Raw genomic sequence first — 24,602 nt, forward strand, 5'->3', positions numbered from 1 at the left:
TAAAACAAGGATGCGACGATGAACGAGGCCGATGCGCTTGATATCATGCAGGCGGCAGTCTGGACTGTTCTCGTCGCGGCCGGTCCGGCGGTTCTGGCCGCCATGATCGTCGGTGTCGCAATCGCCTTCATTCAGGCCCTGACCCAGGTTCAGGAAATGACGCTGACCTTCGTTCCGAAGATCGTGACGATCATGATCGTCCTCGGTGTCGCCGCCCCCTTTGTGGGTGCGCAGATCGTGCTTTTTTCCAACCTCGTCTTTTCCCGCATCCAGTCGGGCTTCTGACCCCCGTTTTCTTCGGATGCCATCCTCGCGCAAGCTTCAGCGGCTAGGGATAGGCTGAAAGCATCGGCCCGAATTGCGTTCGCTTTTCGAAAACCGATGCCCGGAACCGTGCGACGGCTTTTCCGTCGCCCTTCTCATGAAGAGACAGGACGAATTCATGGCGCAGCCACCAGTCATCTCCTTGCCCAAGGTCAGTCCGAGCATGCGGGATATCGGTTTCGCATTGGGCATCATTTCGATCCTTTGCGTTCTGTTTCTGCCTATTCCGGTCATGCTGGTGGACATCGGTCTGGCGTTCTCGATCGCGCTTTCGGTCCTCATCCTCATGGTGGCGCTCTGGATCCAGCGCCCGCTGGACTTCTCGTCATTCCCGACCGTACTGCTGATTGCCACAATGATCCGTCTGTCGCTGAACATTGCGACGACGCGTGTCATCCTTTCGCATGGTAACGAGGGGCCGACGGCGGCAGGTGGCGTGATCGCGGGTTTCTCCAGCCTCGTCATGTCCGGTGACTTCGTCATCGGTCTCATCGTCTTCCTGATCCTAATCACGGTCAACTTCATCGTCATCACCAAGGGTGCGACGCGTATCGCCGAAGTCGGCGCGCGCTTCACCCTAGACGCCATCCCCGGCAAGCAGATGTCGATCGATGCGGATCTGTCCGCCGGCATCATCGATGAAAAGGAAGCGCAGCGTCGCCGCCGGGAACTGGAAGAAGAAAGCTCCTTCTTCGGTTCGATGGACGGTGCCTCGAAATTCGTCCGCGGCGACGCGATCGCCGGCCTCATCATCACCGCGATCAACGTTTTCGGCGGCATCATCATCGGTTATTTCCGCCACGGCATGCCGATCGGCGAAGCGGCCGATGTTTTCGTCAAGCTTTCGGTCGGTGATGGTATCGTCTCGCAGATCCCGGCCCTGATCGTATCGCTGGCGGCCGGCCTTCTGGTGTCGCGCGGTGGCACAGCCGGATCGACGGATCAGGCCGTCATCAATCAGCTGAGCGGTTATCCCCGCGCTTTGATGGTCTCGGCCATGCTGATGGGTCTGCTCGCCGTCATTCCGGGCCTTCCCTTCGTGCCCTTCATTTTCCTCGGCGGCATCATGGCCTTTGGCAGCTGGTATATTCCGCGCCAGGCCGAAGCCGAAAGCGCGCTTCGCCGCCAGGAAGAGGAAAACAAGGTTCTCCAGACCACCGAGGCGGAAAAGGATTCCGTCAAGCAGGTGCTGAAGACCGCCGAGATCGAGCTCGCGCTCGGCAAGCAGGTTTCCACCCGCCTTCTCGGCGCGCATCAGGAACTGGCCTTCCGCGTCGGCAAGATGCGCAAGAAATTCGCCACGCAATACGGCTTTGTGGTGCCGGAGATCAAGGTCTCCGACGACATCATGATCCCGGAAAAGGCCTATCAGATCCGCGTCCACGGCACGACGATCGCGTCCAGCAACCTGCGCGTCGGCGATGTGCTGGTCGTGACGGGAGCAGGGCGCAAGCCGAGCATCCCAGGTGATGAAATCCGCGAACCCGCTTTCGGCATGCCGGCCGTCTCGATCCTCGAGACCTTTACCGAGGATCTGAAGCGCGAAGGCTTCCACCCGATCGATAACGTCTCTGTCGTGCTGACGCATCTGAGCGAGGTTATCCGCAACAACCTGCCGCAGCTTCTGTCCTACAAGGACGTCAAGATCCTCATCGACAGGCTTGATCCCGAATACAAGAAGCTGGCTGATGAGATTTGTTCCTCGCACATGTCCTATTCCGGCCTGCAGGCGGTGCTGAAGCTGCTGCTGGCCGAGCGCGTATCGATCCGCAACCTGCATCTCATTTTGGAAGCGGTGGCAGAACTCGCACCGCATGTGCGCAAGACCGAGCAGATCGTCGAACATGTCCGCGTTCGCATGTCGCAGCAGCTCTGCGGCGACCTTGCCGACAATGGCGTGCTGCGCGTCCTGCGACTCGGCAACAAGTGGGACATGGTCTTCCATCAGGCGCTGAAACGCGACCAGAAGGGCGAAATCGTCGAATTTGACATCGATCCGCGCCATCTCGAAGAGTTTTCCGAGCAGGCATCGAAAGTTATCCGTGAATTCATGGATCGCGGGCTGCCCTTTGTCCTTGTAACCTCGCCGGAAACGCGGTCCTATGTGCGCATGATTATCGAGCGACTCTTTGCGACCCTGCCGGTTCTTTCACATGTGGAACTGGCCAAGGGTCTCGAGATCAAGATTCTGGGCGCCATTTCATGATAACCGACCCGCAGGGAACAATCATTGCATTGTTCCTTGCCATCTGCCGCATAGGCGCCTGCTTCATGACCATGCCGGGCTTTTCAAGTTCGCGCATCTCGCCGCAGATTCGCATGCTTCTCTGTGTAGCGGTATCCATGGCGCTTCTGCCCGTCCTGTGGGACACCATCTACCCAAAGGTTTCCGGTGCGAGCCAGGGTACGGTCGTTGGCCTCATCTTCACCGAGGTTCTCATCGGCGCAATGTATGGGCTGATCGCCCGTTTCTATACGCTCGGTTTCCAGTTCACCGGTGCGCTCATCGGCGCTTCCATCGGCCTCAGTGCGCCCGGCGGTGCCGATCCCATCGAAGACGTGCAGGAAAACCAGATCGCCAATTTCATCACCTTCGGTGGCCTGCTGGTGCTGTTCATGATGGATTTCCACCACATCGTCCTGAAGGCGCTGGTGGATTCCTATAGCGCCACACCGGTCGGTGCGCTCATCAGCGGACAGAAGATGCTGATCACGCTGACGGATACGCTCAGGGCGTCCTTTTCGATCATGCTGCGGCTGGCGAGCCCCTTTGTTATTTACGGCCTGATGTTCAACGTCGCGGTCGGTCTCATCAACAAGCTGGCGCCGCAAATCCCGGTCTTCTTCATATCGACACCCTTCGTTCTGGCCGGTGGTCTTTTCATGCTTTACCTGTCGGTCGCGGCCCTCATCCGGCAATTCGTGGATGGGTTCGGCCCGGTCTTTATCGGTTTTTGATCGGGAGGAAACGCCATGGCTTCGGACAAGCGCTCGGAAAAGCTCAAGCGTCTGGTAACGGTCCAGCGGCACATGGAAAAAATGGCCGAGGTGGAGCTGGCCGATACCACCCGCGTTCGCAGCGAAGTGGCGCAATCCATGGAGAGCACGTTTGAGGCCATGAGTTCCATGGAGCCGGTACATCAGACATTCTCCAAGCATTATTCGGACCGCTACAGCCGTCTGGTCGTTCAGGATCGCCAGCTCGAAGGCGTTCAGCAATTTCAGGAAAACAAGGTTCTGAAGGAAAAGACCAAGGCCGACAGGCTGGAGGACAGGATGCATATTGCCCGCGATCTCGAGGATCGCGAGGCGGATGATAATGCAATCTACGATTTGTTAGAAATTACGAATGTTTCCCACACACCAGCCTCCAGCAAGGTTGGCGATCCATAGTCTTCCCGTTGTTGCATCGCGGGCGTCTGAAATACACCGTTCGCGATGCTTCTTGATTGAGTGAACGCGTCGGCTTTCCTCCGGCACGTTCGTCAGCTCGGGAGTTCGGGACGTGGCGATATCGGTTATAAGCGATCTGGTGATGGATGTGGTTCGTGCGGCGGACCCTCAGGAAGTGCAGGTCGCCCAGGAAAAACTGAAGGCAAACAAGGCGGCTTTTGCCGCAACCAGTCTGGCCGATGCCGGCAAGGGCTTTGGTGCTGCCGTCGATATGCTTGACGGTGCTTCCTCGAAGGCCGGCCTTGGCGATACCAATATTCGCTCGGCACGCACTCAGATTCCCGAAACATACCGCAAATATGAAGCCTCGGTTCTCCAGACCTTCGTTGCCAACATGCTGCCGAAAGACAGCGAGGAAGTTTACGGCAAGGGTAATGCCGGCGAAATCTGGAAGAGCATGATGGCGGAACAGTTTGCCGACACGATTTCCAGAAATGGCGGCGTCGGCATTGCGGAGCAGGCTTACAAGGATGCGCTGCGGAAAGCCGAAAGCAAAGGCATTACCGACGTATCGATGAATGACAAAGACCACAATGCTGCAATTCGGATGGTGGCGGAGTTCGAACGGCAGGTCCTCGGCGTTTCCAATGATAAAACGGACGAGGCTTGAGAATGAAAAACCTTAACGAGGAGACAAGCATGGACCTTATGTCGAACGACCACCGTATCCAATCCGTTCTCGGCCGCCTCGAGATGATCATCGACAATGAGAACGACAATATCGGTAAGGACCCGCAGTTCGACTTCAAGGTCTCCAATGCCCATAAGAGCCGTTGCCTTTATGAACTGACGATGCTGGTCCGCGATACACCGCACGAAGATATCGCCGCCGGTTACATGGAGCAGGTGAAGGGCATCAAGTCCAAGCTCGCCACCAATGCTACCCGCGTCGAGGCGCATCTGAACGCGGTTCGTGCTGTCGCGGATCTGCTCAAGAACGCTATCCAGGAAGCCGATACGGACGGCACCTATTCCCAGGAACAATTCCTTTACGGCGCAGCCTCCTGATGTTGAAGCTTCTTCTCACCGGCGTCTGGGTTTGCGCCGTCACGCTCGGCGCGGTGTATTTCTCCGTCCAGATGGCGACGGCGCCGGCGCCGGATGAGGCGGGGGCAAAAAAGGCCGATCTGCAACTGGTCAAGGGCGAAAGCATCACGATCCCCGTCATCAATGATGGTGGAGTGAACGGCTATTTCCTCAGCCGAATCTCGCTGCGCGTCGACAAGGCCAAGATGGCGAAGATCGAACTGCCGGCAACGCAGCTGATGACCGATGAACTGTTCACGCTTCTGGCGGGTTCTTCCATGGTCAACATTGCCAATATCTCCACCTTCGATCCCGAAGCTTTCAAGCAGCGCATCCGCGAGGGGTTGAACAAGAGGCTCGATGACGAGGTGGTCGAGGACGTGCTGATCGAACAGCTCGATTACCTGTCGAAAGCCGACATCCGCGAGCAGAAGGGCAATGGTACGCCCCACTCGGTCAAGCTCGTCGAGGGCGAGAAGGCCGAAGCAGGAGAGGCTGCGGCACCCAGCCACTGACAGAGAGGGCGCTGCGGCGAAACGGCGCGCTCTGGTTAATCATCTCTTGCTCCGTTCACGAGCATTCGAGAGATTGCTTTCAAGCTAAATTCAACCTGTACCTGTATAACAGACCCATGAACCACCGCCGCGCAGGCCATGCGCCGGGCCGGTGGCGATCGGTTTGGCATTGGGGGTCGGCAATGAGTTTCGCGTCAGGTTTTTCGCGCCGGGGATTGCAACGGAATATCCACGGGCTGCGCGTCTGTGATCTCGACTGGAACGGCGCGCTGGAACTGGTCAGCGGCAAGGCTTCGGCCTGTGAAGGGCACACGATGCTCTCCTTCCTGACCATCGAGAAGACAAAGCTCTCACTCAAGGATAACGCCTACCGGCAAATTCTGGAAAGCTGCCTGCTTCTGCCGCAGGGCAAGGGCATGAAAGCCGCCGCGCGGGCGGAACATGGCGAGCCTCTGCCCGCCACCATCGATGGCGTTGCCTTCACCATGGCGCTTCTGACCTATATGGCTGTACCGAAACGCATCGGCGTGGCGGGCGACGATGCGGCGCAGATCGGCGAAGTGCTTGCCCGGCTGCGTGCGCATGCGCCATGGCACGACTTCGTCATGCTGAACCGGGACGCGGCCGGCGTGAAGGTGGACGTGCTCCTGGCGGGAATGCTCAAGGAAAATCAGGAGACATGGCTGCACCGCAGTGTCAGCCGTGAGGACGCGCGTGTCACCATTGCAGTCGGCCCCCTGTTCAAGGTCCTGTCCTCGGAAGTGGCCGGCATGCCGGACATTTTCCGCAAGCTGCATATGAGCTGGCTCTACAGCCTTTGTGCCGAACCCTGGCACATCGCGCTGGGCAAGAGCTGATACCAGTTCCGCGAAGCCCAGCGTTAACCATTTGTTTGCCACGATCCTTTAACCTCTCGTAAGGTTTTGACAGTCGCCCATTGCGGGCGGCACCGATGGCGGCAGACGGCTTCAGATGGTTGATGACAATCCGGATATGATCGCGATCCGCCCCGAGGGGGATGATGTCTCTGCGCCCGTGTCGCAGTGGCGCAGACATTGTCTGCGGTTGCTGACGGCAGGCTGCGTCGCGGCAGCAACGTTCACCGGCGCTGCCATTCCGCTGCTGCTCATCGATTCCGGTTTTCGCGGTTATGTGTCGCAGGCCCGGATCGAGGTTACCCAGACTGGATACGACGCCCCGGATGCGTCCCGTTTTCTGGCAATGGCGCGGCGGACCCTGCTGTCGCCCTCCGGGCTCGAGCGGGTAACCGCCGATCTGAAGCTGAAACCCGCCGATATGGTCGGTGTTCGTAATCAGGGCGAGCTTGGCCTGCTTGTCGATCTCCTGACGGGTGCGCATGCGCGCGTGGTCTCCCCGCGTGAGGCGCTGAATGGCGCCGTGGGCGAAGCGATCCGGCTTGAACTGACCCCCGATGAAAATATGCTTGTTGTGACCGCCAAGGCTGCGACGCCTGACATGGCCATGCGGCTGACGGACTATCTTTCGATGCGCGTGATGGCGGATGGCAAGGCCGGCACCATGACCCCGGCGATGCGAGAGATGGAAAGAGCACGGAAAAAGCTGGACGAGGCGGAAGCGGCTCTAAACGGTTTCCAGATGCGCCATGGCGATGCCGTGATGACCGAGGCGCAGCAGCTCGAACAGCAATTGCGTGACGTCAACGACAGTCTGGCGCGCGCCACCCGGCAGCAGCAATCTCTCCAGGCCGATCTGGCGTCAGCTTCGGCCCTGAAGCCGAATGACGTGTATTCCAAACCGCTGCCAGCTGGCGCGGCGTTTTCGGCGCTTGAGGATGTCAGGCAGAAACAGGCGAGTGCCAGCATGGCGCTTGCCGGTGTTTCCGTGGATTACGGCCCGAAACACCCCCGCCGCATCGCCGCCCAGAACGCCGTCGATGCCGCGCAGGCACTTGCCGCCCCCGCATTGCGCCAGTTGCTCGACGGGCTGCGGGCCGATGAAAAGCGTCTCAATCAGGAGATCGCCACCGCCACGGGCGAGCAGAAGACATATCTCGACCGCCTGAATGCCCTCGGCGTCGCACCCGGTGAATTCTCCCGATTGCAGGGCGAGCTGGAAACGGCGCGAAATGTCTATCTGGAGGCAAGCGAACGCCGCGACCTGACCGCCTCGGCAACACCTGCCCTCGAAACCCGCCTGGCGAAGAAGGCCGCACCGGGCGAATTGTCCCGCGACCTGACCCAGGCCGCCATGCTGGCGGGCGGCGGCGCGTTGCTCGGCCTGCTGGGCAGCCTTTATCTGCTCAGCTATCGCCGTCATGACGAGGAGGAGGAGGCTGTTTCGGCCGCCGAAACCGGCAAGGAACCGGCACCCTCCGTCGCAGCGCCACAATTTTCGGAATTCGAACAGATCGAACCGGCGGTATTCGACGACCTGCAGCCTGTCGCTGCGGAAACGATTGTCGAGCCGGAGGGGGACAGCTTTGACGACTATTACGGCGAGGCCGCCAATGATGCCGACGATATGCCGCTGGACGAACGCGTGCGGCAGGTGCTGATGGGCAATCGCACCGTCAGAACGGTCGACCCCGCATCATCAGGGCTGCCGCCGCTGCTGGCCGAAGCCCTTGCGGGACGCTTCGATCATGCGCAGGCCGAAGCCGAGGAGCTGATGGAATTGCGACGGGAATTGGCGTTCCTGAGAGAGCGTCTCGCCGATTACGCGGATCATCGGGAAGACTACCGCAAAACAGCCTGAAAACGCCGCATTTTAACTTGCATTCCTGCCAAGAGGGCACCATACGGAGCCTACGTAACCCAGCAGGAGCAGGACGCATGGCAGTTGTGATTGACGGGAAGGCGAAGGCGGCTTCGGTAACGGAGGCGGTCCGCAAATCGGCAGAAGCGCTCGAGGCGGAGAAGGGCGTGAAGCCCGGCCTCGCGGTTGTCATCGTCGGAAATGATCCGGCCAGCCACGCTTACGTGAACTCCAAGAGCAAGATGGCGAAGCAATGCGGTTTCAACTCCATCCAGCACACGCTGCCGGAAGAAACGACGCAGGCGGCACTCTTGAAGCTGGTCGGCGAACTGAACGCCGATGCGTCCATCCACGGCATTCTGGTACAGCTGCCCCTGCCGAAACATTTCAATTCGGATGAGATCATCCAGTCGATTCTGCCCGAGAAGGACGTCGATGGCTTGAGCGTCCTGAATGCCGGCAAGCTCGCCACCGGCGATCTCGCCACCGGTCTCATTTCCTGCACGCCAGCTGGCGCCATGCTGCTTGTGCGTGGCATTCACGGCGACGACCTTTCCGGCCTCAACGCCGTTGTCATCGGCCGCTCGAACCTGTTCGGCAAGCCCATGGGCCAGCTCCTGCTGAACGCCAACGCCACGGTGACCATGGCGCATTCGCGCACCAAAGACCTCGCCACCGTCTGCAAGACGGCCGATATTCTCGTGGCTGCGGTCGGTCGCGCGGCGATGGTGAAGGGCGATTGGGTAAAGCCCGGCGCAACCGTCATCGATGTCGGCATCAACCGCATTGCCGCACCGGAAAAGGGCGAAGGCAAATCGAAGCTGGTGGGCGATGTCGCCTTTGACGAGGCAAGCGCTGTTGCCGCCGCCATCACGCCGGTTCCGGGCGGTGTCGGCCCGATGACGATCGCCATGCTGATGGCCAACACCGTCATCGCTGCCTATCGTGCGCTCGGCAAGACCGCGCCGAAGTTCTGATTGAATTGACCGGCCGGCTACGCTTTCGGAGCCGGCCCCGTCGAAGCGCGTACCACGAGTTCCGCCTTCCAGAGTTCCTGATGCGGTTCCATCTGGTTGAGTTTGATGCGATTGATCAGGCGCTGACCCACGCGCACCCCGGCTGCCCTCAGCGACGAGCGTGTGGTGGTCAGCGGCACCGAAAAATTATCGGGCTTCAAAAGCGGCAACACGTCGTCATGGGCGATCAGCGAAATATCCCTGCCGGGCTTTAACCCCCGCTGATTGAGCGAACGGATTGCCCCGAGCGCCAGCGCCGTACTGGCGCAGAGAATGGCGGTCGGTTTTTCCGGGCGTGACAGCAGCGCCTCCATGCCGAGATAACCTTCTTCATCCGTCATGCTGCTATGCCGTTTATTATCCGGGTGCAGGGAAAGCCCATTGGCCGCCAGCGCCTTTTCCACCCCGAGACAGCGCCGGTAGGTGAAATCATAACCTTCCGGGCCATTCAGTAGTCCGATGCGCGTATGGCCAAGCTGCAGGAGAAGCTGGGTCGCATCGTGAAAGGCGCCTTCATTGTCCACGTCGAGATAGGGATAATCCTCCTCCACGCCGACGGAGCGGCCATGCACGAGGAAGGGCAGCGAGAGCGACTGCATCATGGCGATGCGGGGGTCGTTATTTTTCATGTAGGCGAGATAGATGCCGTCGACGCTGCCGCTCGCCGCCAGACCCCGGAGCGCGTCCCGCTCATTTTCGGGTTCGGTCGGCATGATGACGAGATGAAAGCCGCTGCGCGAGGCTTCCTCGCCGAGACCGCTCAGGAATTCACCGAAATGCACGTCGGAGCGGTGGTGCTCGCCGATGGGCATGACAAGACCGATGGAACCGACCTTGCCCGTTGCCAGCCGCTGCGCCGCTGCGTTCGGGCGATAACCGGTCTTTTCGGCCGCTTCCGTGACGCGGCGGCGGGTTTCCGCGCTGACCTCGGGATAACCGTTGAGCGCCCGGCTGATGGTCGTCTGCGAAATCCCCAGCAGTTGCGACAACTGTTTCAGGTTCATGTCTGTCATTTCCTCCATGCGCGCGCTCAGGAAAAGGCTAAAAGCCACTCCTCACATTCCCAAAGCGCTTTAGATTTTTACCAGTCCCATCCGCTTTTCTCAATCGAAAATGATAGCCGCCTTTCGAAATAAATACGACTTTTACCGCAGCGCCGCAGCGTTTCTGCCAAAAGAGCCTCTTGACTCCATCTCGAAGACAATGAGATGAATGGGCAGCCAAAGCGCTTTGATTGGAAGAGGACGCTTTGAGCCTTTTATGTGATGGGAGGTAAATCACATGCGGAAGACTCTTTTGGCGACGGCGGCCTCTATGGTGCTGCTGTCGGGTTCGGCCTTTGCTGCCGATCTGAAATTCGCACCCGGCGCAGATGCCAAGTTCAACTGGAAAAGCTACGAGGACTTCAAGGCGGCCCATGCCGACCTGAAAGGCCAGACGCTGACGATTTTCGGGCCCTGGCGTGGCGAGGACGAGGCGCTGTTTCAGTCGGTGCTCGCCTATTTCGCCGATGCGACGGGCGTGAATGTCCGTTATTCTTCATCGGAAAATTACGAACAGCAGATCGTCATCGACACGCAGGCCGGTTCCCCGCCCAATATAGCCATCCTGCCGCAGCCCGGCCTTCTGGCCGATCTCGCCGCCAAGGGTTTCCTTGTGCCGCTCGGCGATGACACGGCAAAATGGGTCGAGGAAAATTACGGCGCTGGCAAATCCTGGGTCGATCTCGGCAGCTACAAGGGCAAGGACGGCAAGAAGGCCTATTTTGCATTCCCCTTCAAGGCCGACGTGAAGTCGCTCGTCTGGTATGTGCCTGAGAATTTTGAGGAAGCGGACTACAAGGTCCCCGAGAGCATGGAAGACCTGCTCAAGCTGACGGACCAGATCGTCGCTGATGGCGGCACGCCCTGGTGCATCGGCCTCGGTTCCGGCGGCGCGACCGGCTGGCCGGCGACCGACTGGGTGGAAGACCTGATGCTGCGCACGCAGCCTCTCGATGTCTACCAGAAATGGACGACCAACGAGGTGAAATTCACCGATCCGGCCGTGGTTGCGGCGATCAACGAATTCGGCAAATTCGCCAAGAACGAAAAATATGTCAGCGGCGGCGTTGCGGCCGTGGCCTCCACCGACTTCCGCGACAGCCCGAAGGGCCTCTTCGACATTCCGCCGAAGTGCTACCTGCACCATCAGGCATCGTTCATTCCGTCCTTCTTCCCTGAGGGCACCAAGGTTGGGACGGATGCGGATTTCTTCTACATGCCGACTTACGCATCCAAGCCCGAACTCGGCAAGCCGGTTCTCGGCGCGGGTACTCTGGTCACCGTCACCAAGGAAGCGCCTGCCGCCAAGGCATTCGTCGAATTCCTGCAGACCCCGATCGCTCATGAAGTGTGGATGGCGCAGTCGAGCTTCCTGACACCGTATAAGGGTGTGAATGTCGACACCTATGCCAATGAGCAGATGAAGCGTCAGGGTGAAATCCTGACCACGGCGACGACCTTCGGTTTTGATGGTTCCGACCTGATGCCGGGCAAGATCGGTGCTGGCGCATTCTGGACCGGCATGATCGATTTCGTCGGTGGCAAATCCGCCGATCAGGTCGCCGCCGATATCCAGAAGGCTTGGGACGGCCTGAAGTAACCATCGGCCAGGCAAATTCCGGAAAACCGTTCTGCGGTTTTTCGATCAAAATCTGCGGTAAAAAGGCCCGGCGGCTTGCTGCCGGGCCTCATTGAAGGAACTGCCCCGACGACCGCATAAATCAGCGCGGCGCGGAGAGGACCAAGGGAGGGAACATGGCTCAACAACTCGTGTCCGCCATCGGCGTCATGGTAGCCGGCGTTTTTGCCTGCGCTGCCTATTACTGGCTATCCGACAAGGCGTTGCAGGTAATCTTTCCCGTCCGCTCGGGAGACGTCATTCACGCATCCCGCAACCTCAACCGCCGCGCCGCCGTTCGGCCCTGGCTTTTCATCGGCCCGGCGCTGATCCTGCTGCTCGTTTATCTGGTCTATCCCGTCATCGCCACGCTGATCCTGTCCTTCTATGACCGAACCGGCGCTGAATTCGTCGGCCTTGCCAATTATCGCTGGGCGTTCTTCGATGCCGGTTTCCGCCAGTCGATCTTCAACAATATCCTCTGGCTGGCCGTCGTGCCGGCCGCCTGCACCTTCTTTGGCCTCGTCATTGCCGTCATGACCGACCGCATCTGGTGGGGCAACATCGCCAAATCCATCGTCTTCATGCCGATGGCGATCTCCTTTGTCGGCGCGTCGGTCATCTGGAAGTTCATCTACGAATACCGCGCCGAAGGCCAGGTGCAGATCGGCCTCCTCAACGCCGTCGTCGAATTTTTCGGCGGCAGCCCGGAGGTTTGGATTTCCATGCCCTTCTGGAACAATTTCTTCCTGATGGTGATCCTCATCTGGATCCAGACCGGTTTCGCCATGGTCATCCTGTCGGCGGCGTTGCGCGGCATTCCGGAAGAAACCATCGAGGCGGCCGTTATCGATGGCGCCAATGGCTGGCAGATTTTCTGGAAGATCATGGTTCCACAGATCTGGGGCACCATCGCCGTCGTCTGGACCACGATCACCATCCTCGTGCTCAAGGTCTTCGATATCGTGCTGACCATGACCAACGGCCAATGGAACACCATGGTTCTCGCCAATCTCATGTTCGACTGGATGTTCCGCGGTGGAGGCGATAGCGGCCGAAGTGCTGTGATCGCGCTCATCATCATGGCGGCCGTTACCCCGATCATGGTCTGGAACATCCGCCAGGCAAACCGCGAGATGGAGGGCCGCTGAGATGAATATCGTCAAACGTCTTCGCCGCGTCGGCCTGCCGCGCCTCATCGTCCATGCCAGCGTCCTCGTCGTCGTGCTTCTCTGGCTCCTGCCCACGCTCGGCATTCTTGTCAGCTCGCTACGCGACAAGGACCAGATCACGGTGTCGGGCTGGTGGACGGCCTTCTCCAGCTCGGAACAGACGGCGGCCGTTCGCCTTGCCGATGCTTCCGTGCAGAAGCAGGATGGCAGCCGCTATGTCATAGCAGGCAATGTTTTCGAAAACGGGCAGGGTGGCAAGGTTGCCGCCTTCGGCGTGCGCGTACAGGAGCCGACAGCCTTCAAAGCCGGCGAGGCTGCCGATATCGGTGATGGCGAGACACTTCTCGTCAATACGGATGGCACCTATGAATACAGCAAGGCTGCAAGCTTCGAGGGTTCGCGCGGCAAGCGTGTCTATATTTCCGTCGCGACGCCGCCCGTCTTCACGCTCGACAATTATCGCACGGTTCTGACCTCGGAAGGCATCGGCCAGTCCTTCGTCAACTCGCTGACCGTGGCGGTTCCGGCAACCGTCATCCCGATCCTCATCGCCGCCTTCGCCGCCTATGCCCTGTCATGGATGAACTTTTCCGGCCGTAATCTGCTGATTGCCATGGTGGTGGGCCTCATTGTCGTGCCATTGCAGATGTCGCTCATCCCGCTTCTGCGGCTTTATAACGAAATCGGCACCATCTTCGGCGTGCCGTCCAAGACCTATGCCGGTATCTGGCTGGCGCATACCGCCTTCGGCCTGCCGCTCGCCATCTATCTGCTGCGCAACTACATTTCCGGCTTGCCGAAAGAGATCATCGAAAGTGCCCGCGTCGATGGCGCGAGCGATTTCGAAATCTTTGTCAAGATCATCTTGCCGCTCTCCTTCCCGGCGCTCGCCTCCTTCGCCATCTTCCAGTTCCTCTGGACCTGGAACGACCTGCTCGTCGCCATGGTTTTCCTCGGCACGCAAAAGGACGAGCTGGTGCTGACGGGCGCGCTCAACGCGCTGCTCGGTTCGCGCGGCGGCAATTGGGAAATCCTCACCGCCTCGGCCTTCGTCACCATCATCGTGCCGCTTGGCGTCTTCTTCGCCCTTCAACGTTATCTCGTGCGTGGCCTGCTCGCGGGCTCCGTCAAGGGAGGCTGATCATTCCATGAACGCCCATACCACACAGGACACTTCCATGACCGCTTCGGTGACTTCCGCTTTGACGCCTAACAAGGACTGGTGGCGTGGTGCGGTGATCTATCAGATCTACCCGCGCTCCTATCAGGACGCCAATGGCGACGGCATCGGCGATCTCAAGGGCATCACAGACCGTCTGCATCACATCGCCGGTCTCGGTGCCGATGCGATCTGGATTTCGCCCTTCTTCACCTCGCCGATGAAGGATTTCGGCTACGACGTCTCGAACTATGTCGATGTCGATCCGATGTTCGGCACGCTTGCCGATTTCGACGGGCTGATTGCCGAAGCCCACCGGCTTGGCATCCGCGTGATGATCGACCTCGTTCTGTCGCACACGTCTGACCAGCATCCGTGGTTCGTGGAAAGCCGCGCCAGCCGCAACAATCCGAAATCGGACTGGTATGTCTGGTCGGAAGCGAAGCCCGATGGCACACCGCCTAACAACTGGCTGTCGATCTTCGGCGGTTCCGGCTGGCAGTGGGACCCCACCCGCATGGAATATTACATGCACAACTTCCTGACCTCGCAACCGGACCTCAACCTGCATAACCCTGAAGTGCAGGAGGAACTGCTTAATATCACCCGCTTCTGGCTGAAGCGCGGCGTCGATGGTTTCCGCCTCGACACTATCAACTTCTATTTCCATGATCTGGAATTACGAGACAACCCGGCGCTGGCGCCGGAGCGCCGCAATGCCTCGACCGCGCCTGCGGTCAATCCCTATAATTTCCAGGAACATCTCTACGACAAGAATCGCCCGGAGAACATCGCCTTCCTGAAGCGCTTCCGCGCGGTGCTGGACGAATTCCCCGATATCGCCGCCGTTGGCGAAGTGGGCGACAGCCAGCGCGGTCTCGAAATCGTCGGCGAATATACCTCGGGCGATGACAAGATGCAGATGTGCTATGCCTTCGAATTCCTCGCACCCGATGCGCTCACCCCCCAGCGCGTTGCCGATGTGCAGGCGGATTTTGCGCGCGCAGCACCAGAGGGCTGGGCCTGCTGGGCCTTCTCCAACCATGATGTCGTGCGCCATGTCAGCCGTTGGGGCGAGCATGTCGAGGACAAGGATGCTTTCGCGAAGCTGCTGTCGGCACTGCTGATGACGCAGCGCGGCTCCGTCTGTATCTATGAGGGCGAAGAACTCGGCCTCACTGAAGCCGATATTGCTTTCGAGGACTTGCAGGACCCCTATGGCATCCAGTTCTGGCCGGAATTCAAGGGTCGCGATGGTTGCCGCACGCCGATGGTGTGGGATGCGGGCCATGCGCAGGCCGGCTTTTCGACTTCGGACAAGACCTGGCTGCCCATTCCGGCCGAACACAAGCAGCGTGCCGTCAGCGCCCAGCAGGGCAACGAGGCGTCGGTGCTGGAGCACTATCGCCACTTCCTCGCCTTCCGCAAACAGCACCCGGCTTTCGCCAAGGGCGGCATCGAATTCCAGCCGGTTGAGGGCGAGGTGCTGAGCTATACCCGCAAGCTCGGCAACGAAACCATTCTGTGCCTTTTCAATCTGTCCGCAACGCCGGCAAATGCCACGCTGCCGAAAGGGAACTGGGAGGTTCTCGAAGGCCACGGCTTTGCAAGCGGCCTTCAGGGCAGAAGTGTAGAACTTCCGGCATGGGGCGCTTTCTTCGCCCGTTACGCCTGATAGAGCAGGGAGGAACAACCCATGACAAGTCTCGTTCTCAAGGATATCCGCAAATCCTACGGGCAGGTGAAGGTCCTGCACGGCATCGACCTGCAGATCGAACAGGGCGAATTCATCGTTTTCGTCGGGCCTTCGGGCTGCGGAAAATCGACGTTGCTGCGCATGATCGCCGGTCTGGAGGAAATCACCGGCGGCGAGATGTTCATCGACGGCCAGCTGGTCAACGAAATTCCGCCCTCGCGGCGGGGCATCGCCATGGTGTTCCAGTCCTATGCGCTTTATCCGCACATGACTGTCTACGACAACATGGCCTTCGGCATGAAGATCGCCAAGGAAAACAAGCAGGAGATCGACCGCCGCGTTCGCGCCGCGGCCGAAATCCTGCAGCTGACGCAATATCTGGAGCGTCTGCCCAAGGCGCTTTCCGGTGGCCAGCGCCAGCGTGTCGCCATCGGCCGCGCCATCTGCCGCAATCCCAAGGTCTTCCTGTTCGATGAGCCTCTGTCGAACCTCGACGCGGCGCTGCGCGTTGCCACCCGCATCGAGATCGCCAAGCTCAACGAACAGATGGCCGATACGACGATGATCTACGTCACCCACGACCAGGTGGAGGCGATGACGCTGGCGGACCGCATCGTCGTTTTGAATGCGGGCCGTGTGGAACAGGTCGGCCCGCCGCTCGAACTTTACGAAAGGCCCGCCAATCTTTTCGTGGCGAAGTTCATCGGCTCGCCCGCCATGAACATCATCGCGGCAAAGATTGTCGGAACCGGCGAACGCACCTCGATCGAACTGGCCGGTGGCAAGACGCTGGCCGTCGATGTTCCGACACCCGCAACCGAGCAGGGCAAGGCTGCAAGCTTCGGGGTTCGGCCGGAAGATCTGAGCATTGTCACCGGCGATGACTATCTTTTCGAAGGCAAGGTCGCGATCGTCGAGGCTTTGGGTGAAGTGACCCTGCTTTATCTCGAAGCGCCCAAGGGGCAGGAGCCGATCATCGTCAAGGTGCCGGGCATTGTTTCCGTCGGCAAGGGAGAAACATTGCGGTTTGCCGCGCCCCAGGAAAAGCTTCACCTCTTTGATGCCGCGGGCAAGACTTACCGCCCATAAGGGACCGAAATAAAAACATCCCGGAACATCCCTGTTCCGGGGTTTTTTATGGCTTTTTTGCCTCCTGTGGAAAACCATCGGAAATGTCCCGCTTCCGGCCTGTTTAAGAGCGCCCTGATATGAATTGTTAAAGACTATGGCCTAGTCTCGACCCATCGATTGAGCATGGGAGTATGGGCGTGCAGAGCGGGGCGGGTGTGATCAGGAACCATTACCTGAGCAAGGAAGAATCCTTCATGTATGACCGCGAAAGCCGGTTTCGCATGGAAGATACCATGAATGCGGCGCGCATCGAATATACTGAAAAGGCCGTCATGCACATGGCGGCGCGCCGTTGCGACGTCATCCGCATTTCCCAGACCGAAGCGGTGCTGGCGCTGCTGACGAAATATAACCTGCCCAACCAGTTCTATCTCGATATTCCCGACGCCCGCATCAGCAAGATTGGCTGCGTGATATTGCGCGTCAACGCCAACAACACCATCCACGTCCGCTTCCTGCGCATGCTGACGCAGAAGGAACTGGACCGCATCTTCGTGTTCAGCACGCACCCGGCCCACAAGGACCGGAAGCTGGATATCCGGTCGTTCTGAGACCTATCCAAGCTGTCGAAGGGTCTTAAGAAAGCCCGCCCAGAACCGTCTGCTTCAGCTTCGCATCCGCCACCTCGGTAAAGGTCAGGTCGCCACGGCCGAAATAGGATTTCTGGTTGGTGGCCGACCAGTCGTTGCAGACGAGCTTGTAGCGCCCTTTCTGTTCCGGCTTCTCCGGCATGGCATAGAGATAGTCGCCGGTACGCTCGGCAAGCGCAATGTCGCCATCCTGGTTGCAACGCTTGAGGATTTGCGCAAGAGCCTCGCCATCCACCTCCGTCACCATCAGCTTGCCGTCGAAGCGTAGCGAGGCGTTGAAGTCATAACGGCGAATGTCGCCTTCCGGCAGGCCCGCACCGAAGGAGGTGTGGGCGACGAAGCCGACATCGGCACCGGTCTTTGCAGCGATGAGCTGCGCCACATGGCGGCCGGCCTCATCGACGGTCATCGCCTTGACGGACTTGCCGACGACTTCCCGCTCTTCCGCAGTGAGGTGTTTTTCAAGCGTCTGTTCGATCAGGGTCTTGAGGGCAGGGGAGGCAGGAGCATCACGATCGATGGTGACCGTTTCGATGGCAGCGGCCTTGCCGGGACCAGCGATGGTCGCAACCGTCATGGACGTGCACCAGGAGCCGGTATGGACATAACGCGTCGCGCCCTGTTCATGCACGAAGTTCAGGTGATCATGGCCGCCCACCAGCAGCGTACCGTCAGGCAGCAGCGGCAGAATATCGCGGTCGGCAACGACGCCGGCATGGCTCAGAACAATATTGATAGCATCGGCTTTGACGATTTCAGGCAGATTGACTTTGGCCCATTCCACCGGCTGCGGAATGTCGAGCATCTCGCGTGTGGCCTTGGGATAGGTGTTGATGGCGTTGGTGGCGAGGCCCGCGAGGATGACCTTCCGGTCGCCGACCTTCACCTCGGCCCTGTCAGGCGCATAGGGTGTGCCGCTGCGCTTGTCGATGATGTTGGAAAGCACGGTGATGCCAAGCGCCTGGGCACGGGTAACAAAATTGGCGAGGTCGTTATCGATATCAGGCTCATGATTGCCGATATTGATGACGGTGGGCGCGAGCCTGGCGAGCGCCGTGAGGAATGTCCACTCGATTTCGCCGGCCGAACGGGCGGCCACTGCGTTGCCGATCTCGAACAGGTCCCCGTTCAGGAGAATGATATGGGGCACCCTGTCGGTGGCGATGCGGGTTTCTATTGCCGCGAGGAGCTGGCCGATGCGTTCATAGGCCGAATGCAGGTCGGAGATGATGATCGCACGCAGCGCCACGTCCTGCGCCATAACAGGCGTGGCTGTCAGCAACAGCGGCAGCATGGCGGTGCCTGCCATAAGCTTCAGCACATCGCGGCGTTTGCTCGAGAAAATCATGTCCTTGCCCCATTATCCAAAACTGCGCCGCGGCGCCCCTGCTGGCTGAGAAGGCCCTAATGGGCAATCATCACAGCCGCATGACAAGTTTGGCGTTTCAGAAATGAGAAATAAAGCGGTTTCCGCACCGGATCGTCAGGGGCGAGAAAGAGCAGTCGGACGATGCGCAAAACAGGGTTGAAAGGCGAAAACCGCATCGGTCTTCGCCTTTCAGGATGTCAATGGAAGAGAACGCTGGCGCCCTGATCGGCCGGGCCGGCATTGCGGCGGAAGGGGGCGAAAAGTTCGCGGCCCATGCCCCATTCATTGCCGGAAAGATCGGCACGCGCCGGTTCACGTTTTGCCAGCTCGGCGGCGGAAACCAGCACTTCCAGCGTTCCGGAAATGGCGTCGAGACGGATGATGTCGCCATCGCGGATAAGCGAGATCGGGCCGCAATCGGAGGCTTCCGGCGTGACGTGAATGGCAGCCGGCACCTTGCCGGATGCGCCTGACATACGCCCGTCAGTCACCAGCGCCACCTTGAAGCCGCGGTCCTGCAGCACGCCGAGCGGCGGCGTCAGGCGGTGCAGTTCCGGCATGCCATTGGCCTTCGGCCCCTGGAAGCGGACAACCGCAATGAAGTCACGGTTGAGCTTGCCCTCCTTGAACGCGTCCTGAAGTTCCTGCTGATCATGGAAAACGATCGCCGGTGCTTCGATGATGTGGCGTTCCGGCTTGACGGCCGAAATCTTGATCACCGATTTGCCGAGATTGCCGGTCAGCATCTTCAGGCCGCCGGTCGACTGGAACGGCGTTTCGATGCTGGACAGAACCTTCGGGTCATGGCTCTGTTCGGGGGAGGGCTGGCGGGTGACTGCACCCTTCTCGTCAAGCATGGCATCCACGGTGTAGGCCGAAAGCCCCTGTCCGAAGACGGTTCGCACATCATCATGCACAAAGCCCTGCTTCAGCAGCTGCTTGATGAGGAAGCCCATACCGCCGGCGGCATGGAAATGGTTCACGTCTGCAAGCCCGTTGGGATAAACGCGGGCGAGCAGCGGCACGATGTCGGAAAGATCGGAAATATCCTGCCAGGTGAGAATGATGCCGGCGGCGCGCGCCATGGCGATCAGGTGCATGGTGTGGTTGGTGGAGCCACCCGTCGCATGCAGGCCGACGACGCCGTTGACGACGGATCTTTCGTCGATCATCTCGCCCGCCGGCGTGAATTCATTGCCCTGCGCGGTGATCGCCAGCGCGCGCTTGGCTGCTTCACGGGTGAGTGCATCACGCAGCGGTGTGCCGGGATTGATGAAGGACGAACCGGGCATATGGAAACCCATGATCTCCATCAGCATCTGGTTCGAATTGGCGGTGCCGTAGAAGGTGCAGGTGCCGGGGCCGTGATAGGACTTGGATTCCGCCTCCAGCAGCTCGGCGCGGCCGACCTTGCCTTCGGCATAAAGCTGGCGAATGCGGGATTTTTCGTCATTCGGCAGGCCAGATGTCATTGGACCGGCGGGAACGAAGACGGCGGGCAGGTGGCCAAAGGCGAGCGCGGCGATGACGAGGCCGGGCACGATCTTGTCACAAACGCCGAGATAGACGGCGGCGTCGAACATGTTGTGCGACAGGCCTATGCCGGCTGCCATGGCAATGGCATCGCGGGAAAACAGCGAAAGCTCCATGCCGGGCTGGCCCTGGGTCACGCCGTCGCACATGGCGGGAACCGCGCCCGCTACCTGCGCGATGCCGCCCGCTTCCTTCGCCGCATCACGGATGATCGCCGGGAAGGTCTCGTAGGGCTGGTGCGCCGACAGCATGTCGTTATAGGCGGTTATGATGCCGAGATTGGGAACCCGGTCGCCGGCAAGGATGTCCTTGTCGGCGGGGGAACAGACGGCAAATCCATGCGCAAGATTGCCGCAGGACAGAACGGAACGGTGAACGCCCTTAGAGACCTGCAGCCGCAGCCGCTCGAGATAGGTCTCGCGGTAGGGCTTGGAACGTTCGACGATGCGGGCGGTAATCGCCTGAATGCGGGAATCGGCGGACATGGGCGTTCATCCTGTTCGTTGGTCGGCAACCAGCGTTCCGGGAGGTGAGCGGCCGGTTGTCGTGTTTCAGTCTTCATGTCTTCGGGCGCTTATCGCGGGCCGCAGAGGCGGCAACCGCGTTAGCTTATGGCGCCCAGTATATATCCACGGGCGTTTCGGCCCGGTTCAGCACGGCGCGAACAGGCATTTCGTCCTCATCCTCGCCCGATTGTGCCTTCTCCAGCGTCGCCTTCTTGGCCGCACCTTCGATATGCAGCACCAGAAAATCGGCATCGTGCAGGCTGGAGAAGTTGAAGGTCAACCGCTCTTCCCCCGCATTCTCCGCCGCCATGGTCAAGACGCCACGCGGCTCATTGAGGTCGAGCGCTTCGTAGAGATTGTCGCCGCCTGGGAAGAACGATGCGGTGTGGCCATCCGTTCCCATGCCGAGAATGACGACGTCGAAAGGATCGCAGATCGCTTCGGTCTTGACGGTCGCCAGTGTGGCCGCATCCTCCGGCGAGGCAGCCGGCTGGAACAGCGGAACGAAATAGGCCGCCTTCGCCTTGTCCTGCAAAAGATTGTCCGCGACGAGGCGATGGTTCGACCGGTCGCTTTCCGGCGGCACGAAACGCTCGTCCACCAGCGTCACGCTGATATTGGGCCAGTCGAGATCGTGTCTGGAAAGCGCCTGAAAGAACAGCTTCGGTGTCGAGCCGCCGGAGACCGCAATGCTAGCGGTTCCCCGTTCCTTGGTTGCCGCATCAAGGCGTTTGGCAACCTCCGCCGCAAGTGCGGTGGCCAGCGCGGCGGCGGTGTCGAAGACGTGGATCGTTTCGCTCATCGCCCGGCCCTCAGTCGGCATCGTGCCAGGTGCGGCCGTCGCGCTCGATCAGTGCGATCGAACCGCTCGGGCCCCAGGTGCCGGCAGTGTAACCCTGTACGCCCTGTCCCAGATCTTCCCAGCTCTTCAAGATGGGGTCGATCCAGTCCCAGGCGGCCTCGACCTCGTCGCGGCGCATGAACAGCGTCTGGTTGGAACGGATGGTGTCCATCAACAGCCGCTCATAGGCATCGGGGCTGCGCACGTTGAAGGCTTCGGCAAAGCTCATGTCCAGCGAGACCTGACGCAGGCGCATGCCGCCCGGACCGGGATCCTTGATGAGGAGCGACTGCTTGACGCCTTCATCCGGCTGCAGGCGAATGACCAGCTTGTTGGCTTCGATCTTGCCGGCCGCATCGTCGAAGATCGAATGCGGGATCTGCTTAAAGGTGACGACGATTTCCGAAACACGGGTCGCGAGACGTTTGCCGGTGCGGATGTAGAAGGGAACGCCGGCCCAGCGCCAGTTGGCGATTTCAGCCTTGATGGCGACGAAGGTTTCGGTGTTGGAAACGCCGCCTTCCAGCTCTTCCAGATAACCCTTGACGGGGCCGCCTGCGGAAGCGCCGGCGCGGTACTGGCCGCGTACCGTCAGCTTTTCGACATTGCTGGTATCGATTGGCTTCAGTGAGCGCAGTACCTTGAGCTTTTCGTCGCGCACTGCCTCCGATTTCATGGAAGCGGGCGGCTCCATGGCAACGAGGCAAAGCAGCTGGAGAATGTGGTTCTGCACCATGTCGCGCAGCGCACCGGCCTTGTCGTAATAACCGGCGCGACCTTCAAGACCCACCGCTTCGGCAACGGTGATCTGAACGTGGTCGATATGGGCGGAATTCCACAGCGGCTCGTAAAGCGCATTGGCGAAACGCAGCGCCATCAGGTTCTGCACCGTCTCCTTGCCGAGATAGTGGTCGATGCGGAAGATCTGCTCTTCCTTGAAGACGTGACCGATGGTGTCGTTCAGTTCCTGCGCGGAGGCGAGATCCCGGCCGATCGGCTTTTCGACGACGATGCGGGTCGAGCGGGTAATCAGCTTGTGCTCACGGATCTTGTCGGCGATGTCGCCGAAAATGCCCGGCGCGACCGCCAGATAAAACGCGCGAATACGTTCCTTGCCCTCATCGAGCAGCTTCTTCAGCACGTCCCAACCATTGCCGGACTTGGCATCGACAGGCACATAGAAAAGCCGGTTGAGGAACAGGGTGACCTGCGCATCGTCATATTCGCCGGCCTTCAGGTGTTCCTTCAGGGCGTCCTGCGCGAATTTGCGATATTCCTCATGCGTCATGACCGAACGTGACGCACCGATGATGCGGGTCGGCTCCGTGAACTGGCCTTCGACCTGCCGGTGATAAAGGGCCGGCAGAAGCTTGCGCTCGGCAAGATCGCCCGTGCCGCCGAAAACGACACAATCAAAAGGTTCAACAGGAATGATCTGACTGCTCATATCGATTCTCTCGATCTTCAAAGGTTGGGGCATCAATAATCTAATCGATTTAAAAATGCCAGACTCAGTTATGTGAAATTATGAATTTTGCATCCGCCAACTTGTCTGCCGCCGGCAAGGGTCTGTAAACATTGGTCTAAAACCTGTCTCGCAACGCAAACCATGAGAGCGCCATGAAAAGCAGGGGCGCGCGCAGTGATGCCCCGCCGGGGAAGGCGGGCACCTTCAGCCGCGCGAAGGGCGCCAGCATGTCCTTTTTACCGAGAACGAGATCGGCATAAAGCTTGCCGCAATAATTCGACAGCATCACGCCGTGGCCGGAGTAACCGCCGATGGAGGTGACGCCGGGCATGACCTCGCGCACGAAGACTTTGCGTGGCAAAGTAATGCCGACGGAGCCGCCCCAGGAATGGGTGATTTCGACGGCCTTTAGTTCGGGATAGATTTCGGCGATCTGCCGGCGGATATGGCTGGAAATATCGCGCGGCGCATCGGCCGTATAGGCCTCGCGCCCGCCAAATAGCAGCCGGTTGTCGGTGGTCTTGCGGAAATAACGCACCACGAAACGGGAGTCGGCCACCGCTTCCTTGCCGGAGATGATGTCCGGATAGGCGTCGAGCGGTGCGGTGGCGCCGATGAATGAACGGATCGGCATGATATACGCGGCCGTTACCGGCTCCAGATTGCCGATATAGGCATTGGTGGCGATCAGCACCCGTGGCGCGCTGATGGTGCCGAAGGGGGTTTCGATGATGGTCTTGCCGCCAATTTGCCGGATGGATTTCGCCGGCGTCATTTCATAGATGTCGGCACCTGCGGCCTTCGCCGCTTTTGCAAGCCCGACCAGCAGTTTCAGCGGGTGGATATGGCCGGTGCCGGTATCGCGCGTACCGCCGAAATAATGGGTGGAGCCGATACGTTTGCGCGCTTCTCCGCGTTCCATATAGGAAATATGCGGGTAGCCATAGCGGTTGTTCATCGCGTCGACGCTTCTGCGATAATCATCCTCGTAGGCGGTCTTGTGCGCCACATAAAGCTGCCCCGGCAGATAGTCCATGTCGATGCCGCGGCTGCTGGCGAAATCACGCACGTAGTTCTTGGCGTCCTCGGCAATGTCGAAGAGCAGCTTGGATTGCTCGAAGCCGATCTCGCCTTCCATCTCGTCGGGAAAGGAGCGCTGGCCGGTGCCGAACTGGCCGCCATTGCGGCCGGAAGCACCATCGCCAAAACGATGCGCCTCGATCAGAGCGACCGAGACGCCGTTTTCGGCGAGGTTACAGGCGGCCTGAAGGCCGGTATAACCGCCGCCGATGATCGCGACATCAACCTGCTTCGACCCGTCGAGAGCGGGATAGTCCGGCCGCTCGCCGACGGTTGCCTGATACCAGGATAGTCCCGGCGCAATCGGGCTTTGCCATGTCATGCTC

22 protein-coding genes are annotated in these 24,602 nt (G+C 59.8%); 16 read left to right on the forward strand and 6 right to left on the reverse strand.

The genetic code is table 11. The features are described from left to right. Positions 1 to 18: 18 nt before the first annotated feature. From GSF67_RS01495 to folD, 10 genes are all read left to right on the forward strand, one after another. Positions 19 to 285, forward strand: a complete 267-nt coding sequence (locus GSF67_RS01495; RefSeq protein ID WP_006313045.1) for a flagellar biosynthetic protein FliQ — start codon at positions 19 to 21, stop codon at positions 283 to 285. A gap of 157 nt (positions 286 to 442) precedes the next feature. Further along, positions 443 to 2,530, forward strand: a complete 2,088-nt coding sequence (flhA, locus tag GSF67_RS01500; RefSeq protein WP_010970987.1) for a flagellar biosynthesis protein FlhA — start codon at positions 443 to 445, stop codon at positions 2,528 to 2,530. Further along, positions 2,527 to 3,282 (forward strand): flagellar biosynthetic protein FliR, encoded by a 756-nt coding sequence (gene fliR / locus GSF67_RS01505; RefSeq protein ID WP_006313047.1) that lies wholly within the window; start codon positions 2,527 to 2,529, stop codon positions 3,280 to 3,282. Before flhA ends, fliR begins: the two co-directional genes overlap by 4 nt. A 15-nt stretch (positions 3,283 to 3,297) precedes the next feature. Beyond that, the gene (locus tag GSF67_RS01510; RefSeq protein ID WP_006313048.1) at positions 3,298 to 3,717 is read left to right on the forward strand and encodes a hypothetical protein; all 420 of its coding nucleotides are present in this window, start codon (positions 3,298 to 3,300) and stop codon (positions 3,715 to 3,717) included. A 112-nt stretch (positions 3,718 to 3,829) separates the two neighbouring features. Beyond that, positions 3,830 to 4,387: a rod-binding protein gene (locus GSF67_RS01515; RefSeq protein WP_006313049.1), complete on the forward strand. Its 558-nt coding sequence runs from the start codon at positions 3,830 to 3,832 to the stop codon at positions 4,385 to 4,387. 29 nt (positions 4,388 to 4,416) lie between these two features. Then, the gene (locus GSF67_RS01520) at positions 4,417 to 4,785 is read left to right on the forward strand and encodes a hypothetical protein (RefSeq protein WP_010970991.1); all 369 of its coding nucleotides are present in this window, start codon (positions 4,417 to 4,419) and stop codon (positions 4,783 to 4,785) included. Continuing rightward, complete coding sequence (locus GSF67_RS01525; protein WP_006313051.1) at positions 4,785 to 5,318, forward strand: flagellar basal body-associated FliL family protein; 534 nt, start codon at positions 4,785 to 4,787, stop codon at positions 5,316 to 5,318. The genes GSF67_RS01520 and GSF67_RS01525 overlap by 1 nt, the downstream gene beginning before the upstream one ends. Positions 5,319 to 5,500: 182 nt before the next feature. Next, on the forward strand, positions 5,501 to 6,175 hold the full coding sequence (locus GSF67_RS01530) for a WecB/TagA/CpsF family glycosyltransferase (RefSeq protein WP_006313052.1): 675 nt from the start codon (positions 5,501 to 5,503) through the stop codon (positions 6,173 to 6,175). Between the two features lie 115 nt (positions 6,176 to 6,290). After that, positions 6,291 to 8,054 (forward strand): GumC family protein, encoded by a 1,764-nt coding sequence (locus GSF67_RS01535; RefSeq protein WP_006313053.1) that lies wholly within the window; start codon positions 6,291 to 6,293, stop codon positions 8,052 to 8,054. A gap of 77 nt (positions 8,055 to 8,131) precedes the next feature. After that, positions 8,132 to 9,031 carry a bifunctional methylenetetrahydrofolate dehydrogenase/methenyltetrahydrofolate cyclohydrolase FolD gene (folD, locus tag GSF67_RS01540; protein ID WP_006313054.1) on the forward strand — a complete coding sequence of 300 codons (900 nt, stop codon included), beginning with the start codon at positions 8,132 to 8,134 and terminating at the stop codon, positions 9,029 to 9,031. Between the two features lie 17 nt (positions 9,032 to 9,048). On the opposite strand, the gene GSF67_RS01545 is transcribed toward folD, so the two are convergent. Next, a complete protein-coding gene (locus GSF67_RS01545; RefSeq protein ID WP_035215399.1) occupies positions 9,049 to 10,074 on the reverse strand; it encodes a LacI family DNA-binding transcriptional regulator in 1,026 nt (341 codons plus the stop codon). A 277-nt stretch (positions 10,075 to 10,351) separates the two neighbouring features. On the opposite strand from GSF67_RS01545, the gene GSF67_RS01550 reads away from it, so the two are divergent. From GSF67_RS01550 to GSF67_RS01575, 6 genes are all read left to right on the forward strand, one after another. Further along, a complete protein-coding gene (locus tag GSF67_RS01550) occupies positions 10,352 to 11,713 on the forward strand; it encodes an ABC transporter substrate-binding protein (RefSeq protein WP_128821974.1) in 1,362 nt (453 codons plus the stop codon). A gap of 155 nt (positions 11,714 to 11,868) precedes the next feature. After that, complete coding sequence (locus GSF67_RS01555) at positions 11,869 to 12,882, forward strand: carbohydrate ABC transporter permease (RefSeq protein WP_006313059.1); 1,014 nt, start codon at positions 11,869 to 11,871, stop codon at positions 12,880 to 12,882. A 1-nt stretch (position 12,883) separates the two neighbouring features. Continuing rightward, positions 12,884 to 14,044 carry a carbohydrate ABC transporter permease gene (locus tag GSF67_RS01560; RefSeq protein WP_006313060.1) on the forward strand — a complete coding sequence of 387 codons (1,161 nt, stop codon included), beginning with the start codon at positions 12,884 to 12,886 and terminating at the stop codon, positions 14,042 to 14,044. Between the two features lie 37 nt (positions 14,045 to 14,081). Further along, positions 14,082 to 15,737, forward strand: a complete 1,656-nt coding sequence (locus GSF67_RS01565; protein WP_176072004.1) for an alpha-glucosidase family protein — start codon at positions 14,082 to 14,084, stop codon at positions 15,735 to 15,737. A 21-nt stretch (positions 15,738 to 15,758) separates the two neighbouring features. Continuing rightward, entirely contained in the window at positions 15,759 to 16,847 is a 1,089-nt protein-coding gene (locus tag GSF67_RS01570; RefSeq protein ID WP_006313062.1) for an ABC transporter ATP-binding protein, read from the forward strand. 236 nt (positions 16,848 to 17,083) lie between these two features. Then, entirely contained in the window at positions 17,084 to 17,440 is a 357-nt protein-coding gene (locus GSF67_RS01575; protein WP_035215402.1) for a hypothetical protein, read from the forward strand. A 25-nt stretch (positions 17,441 to 17,465) separates the two neighbouring features. On the opposite strand, the gene GSF67_RS01580 is transcribed toward GSF67_RS01575, so the two are convergent. The 5 genes from GSF67_RS01580 to GSF67_RS01600 form a co-directional block, all read right to left on the reverse strand. Continuing rightward, entirely contained in the window at positions 17,466 to 18,827 is a 1,362-nt protein-coding gene (locus GSF67_RS01580) for a metallophosphoesterase (RefSeq protein ID WP_006313064.1), read from the reverse strand. 218 nt (positions 18,828 to 19,045) lie between these two features. Further along, the gene (edd, locus tag GSF67_RS01585; RefSeq protein WP_006313066.1) at positions 19,046 to 20,866 is read right to left on the reverse strand and encodes a phosphogluconate dehydratase; all 1,821 of its coding nucleotides are present in this window, start codon (positions 20,864 to 20,866) and stop codon (positions 19,046 to 19,048) included. 124 nt (positions 20,867 to 20,990) lie between these two features. After that, the gene (gene pgl, locus GSF67_RS01590) at positions 20,991 to 21,689 is read right to left on the reverse strand and encodes a 6-phosphogluconolactonase (protein ID WP_006313067.1); all 699 of its coding nucleotides are present in this window, start codon (positions 21,687 to 21,689) and stop codon (positions 20,991 to 20,993) included. A gap of 10 nt (positions 21,690 to 21,699) precedes the next feature. Then, positions 21,700 to 23,175: a glucose-6-phosphate dehydrogenase gene (zwf, locus tag GSF67_RS01595; RefSeq protein ID WP_035215331.1), complete on the reverse strand. Its 1,476-nt coding sequence runs from the start codon at positions 23,173 to 23,175 to the stop codon at positions 21,700 to 21,702. A gap of 136 nt (positions 23,176 to 23,311) precedes the next feature. Continuing rightward, on the reverse strand, positions 23,312 to 24,598 hold the full coding sequence (locus GSF67_RS01600) for an FAD-binding oxidoreductase (RefSeq protein WP_006313069.1): 1,287 nt from the start codon (positions 24,596 to 24,598) through the stop codon (positions 23,312 to 23,314). Between the last annotated feature and the right edge of the window lie 4 nt (positions 24,599 to 24,602).

This window comes from Agrobacterium sp. CGMCC 11546 (genome assembly GCF_013365515.1).
In the GTDB taxonomy this organism is placed as follows: Bacteria; Pseudomonadota; Alphaproteobacteria; order Rhizobiales; family Rhizobiaceae; genus Agrobacterium; species Agrobacterium fabrum.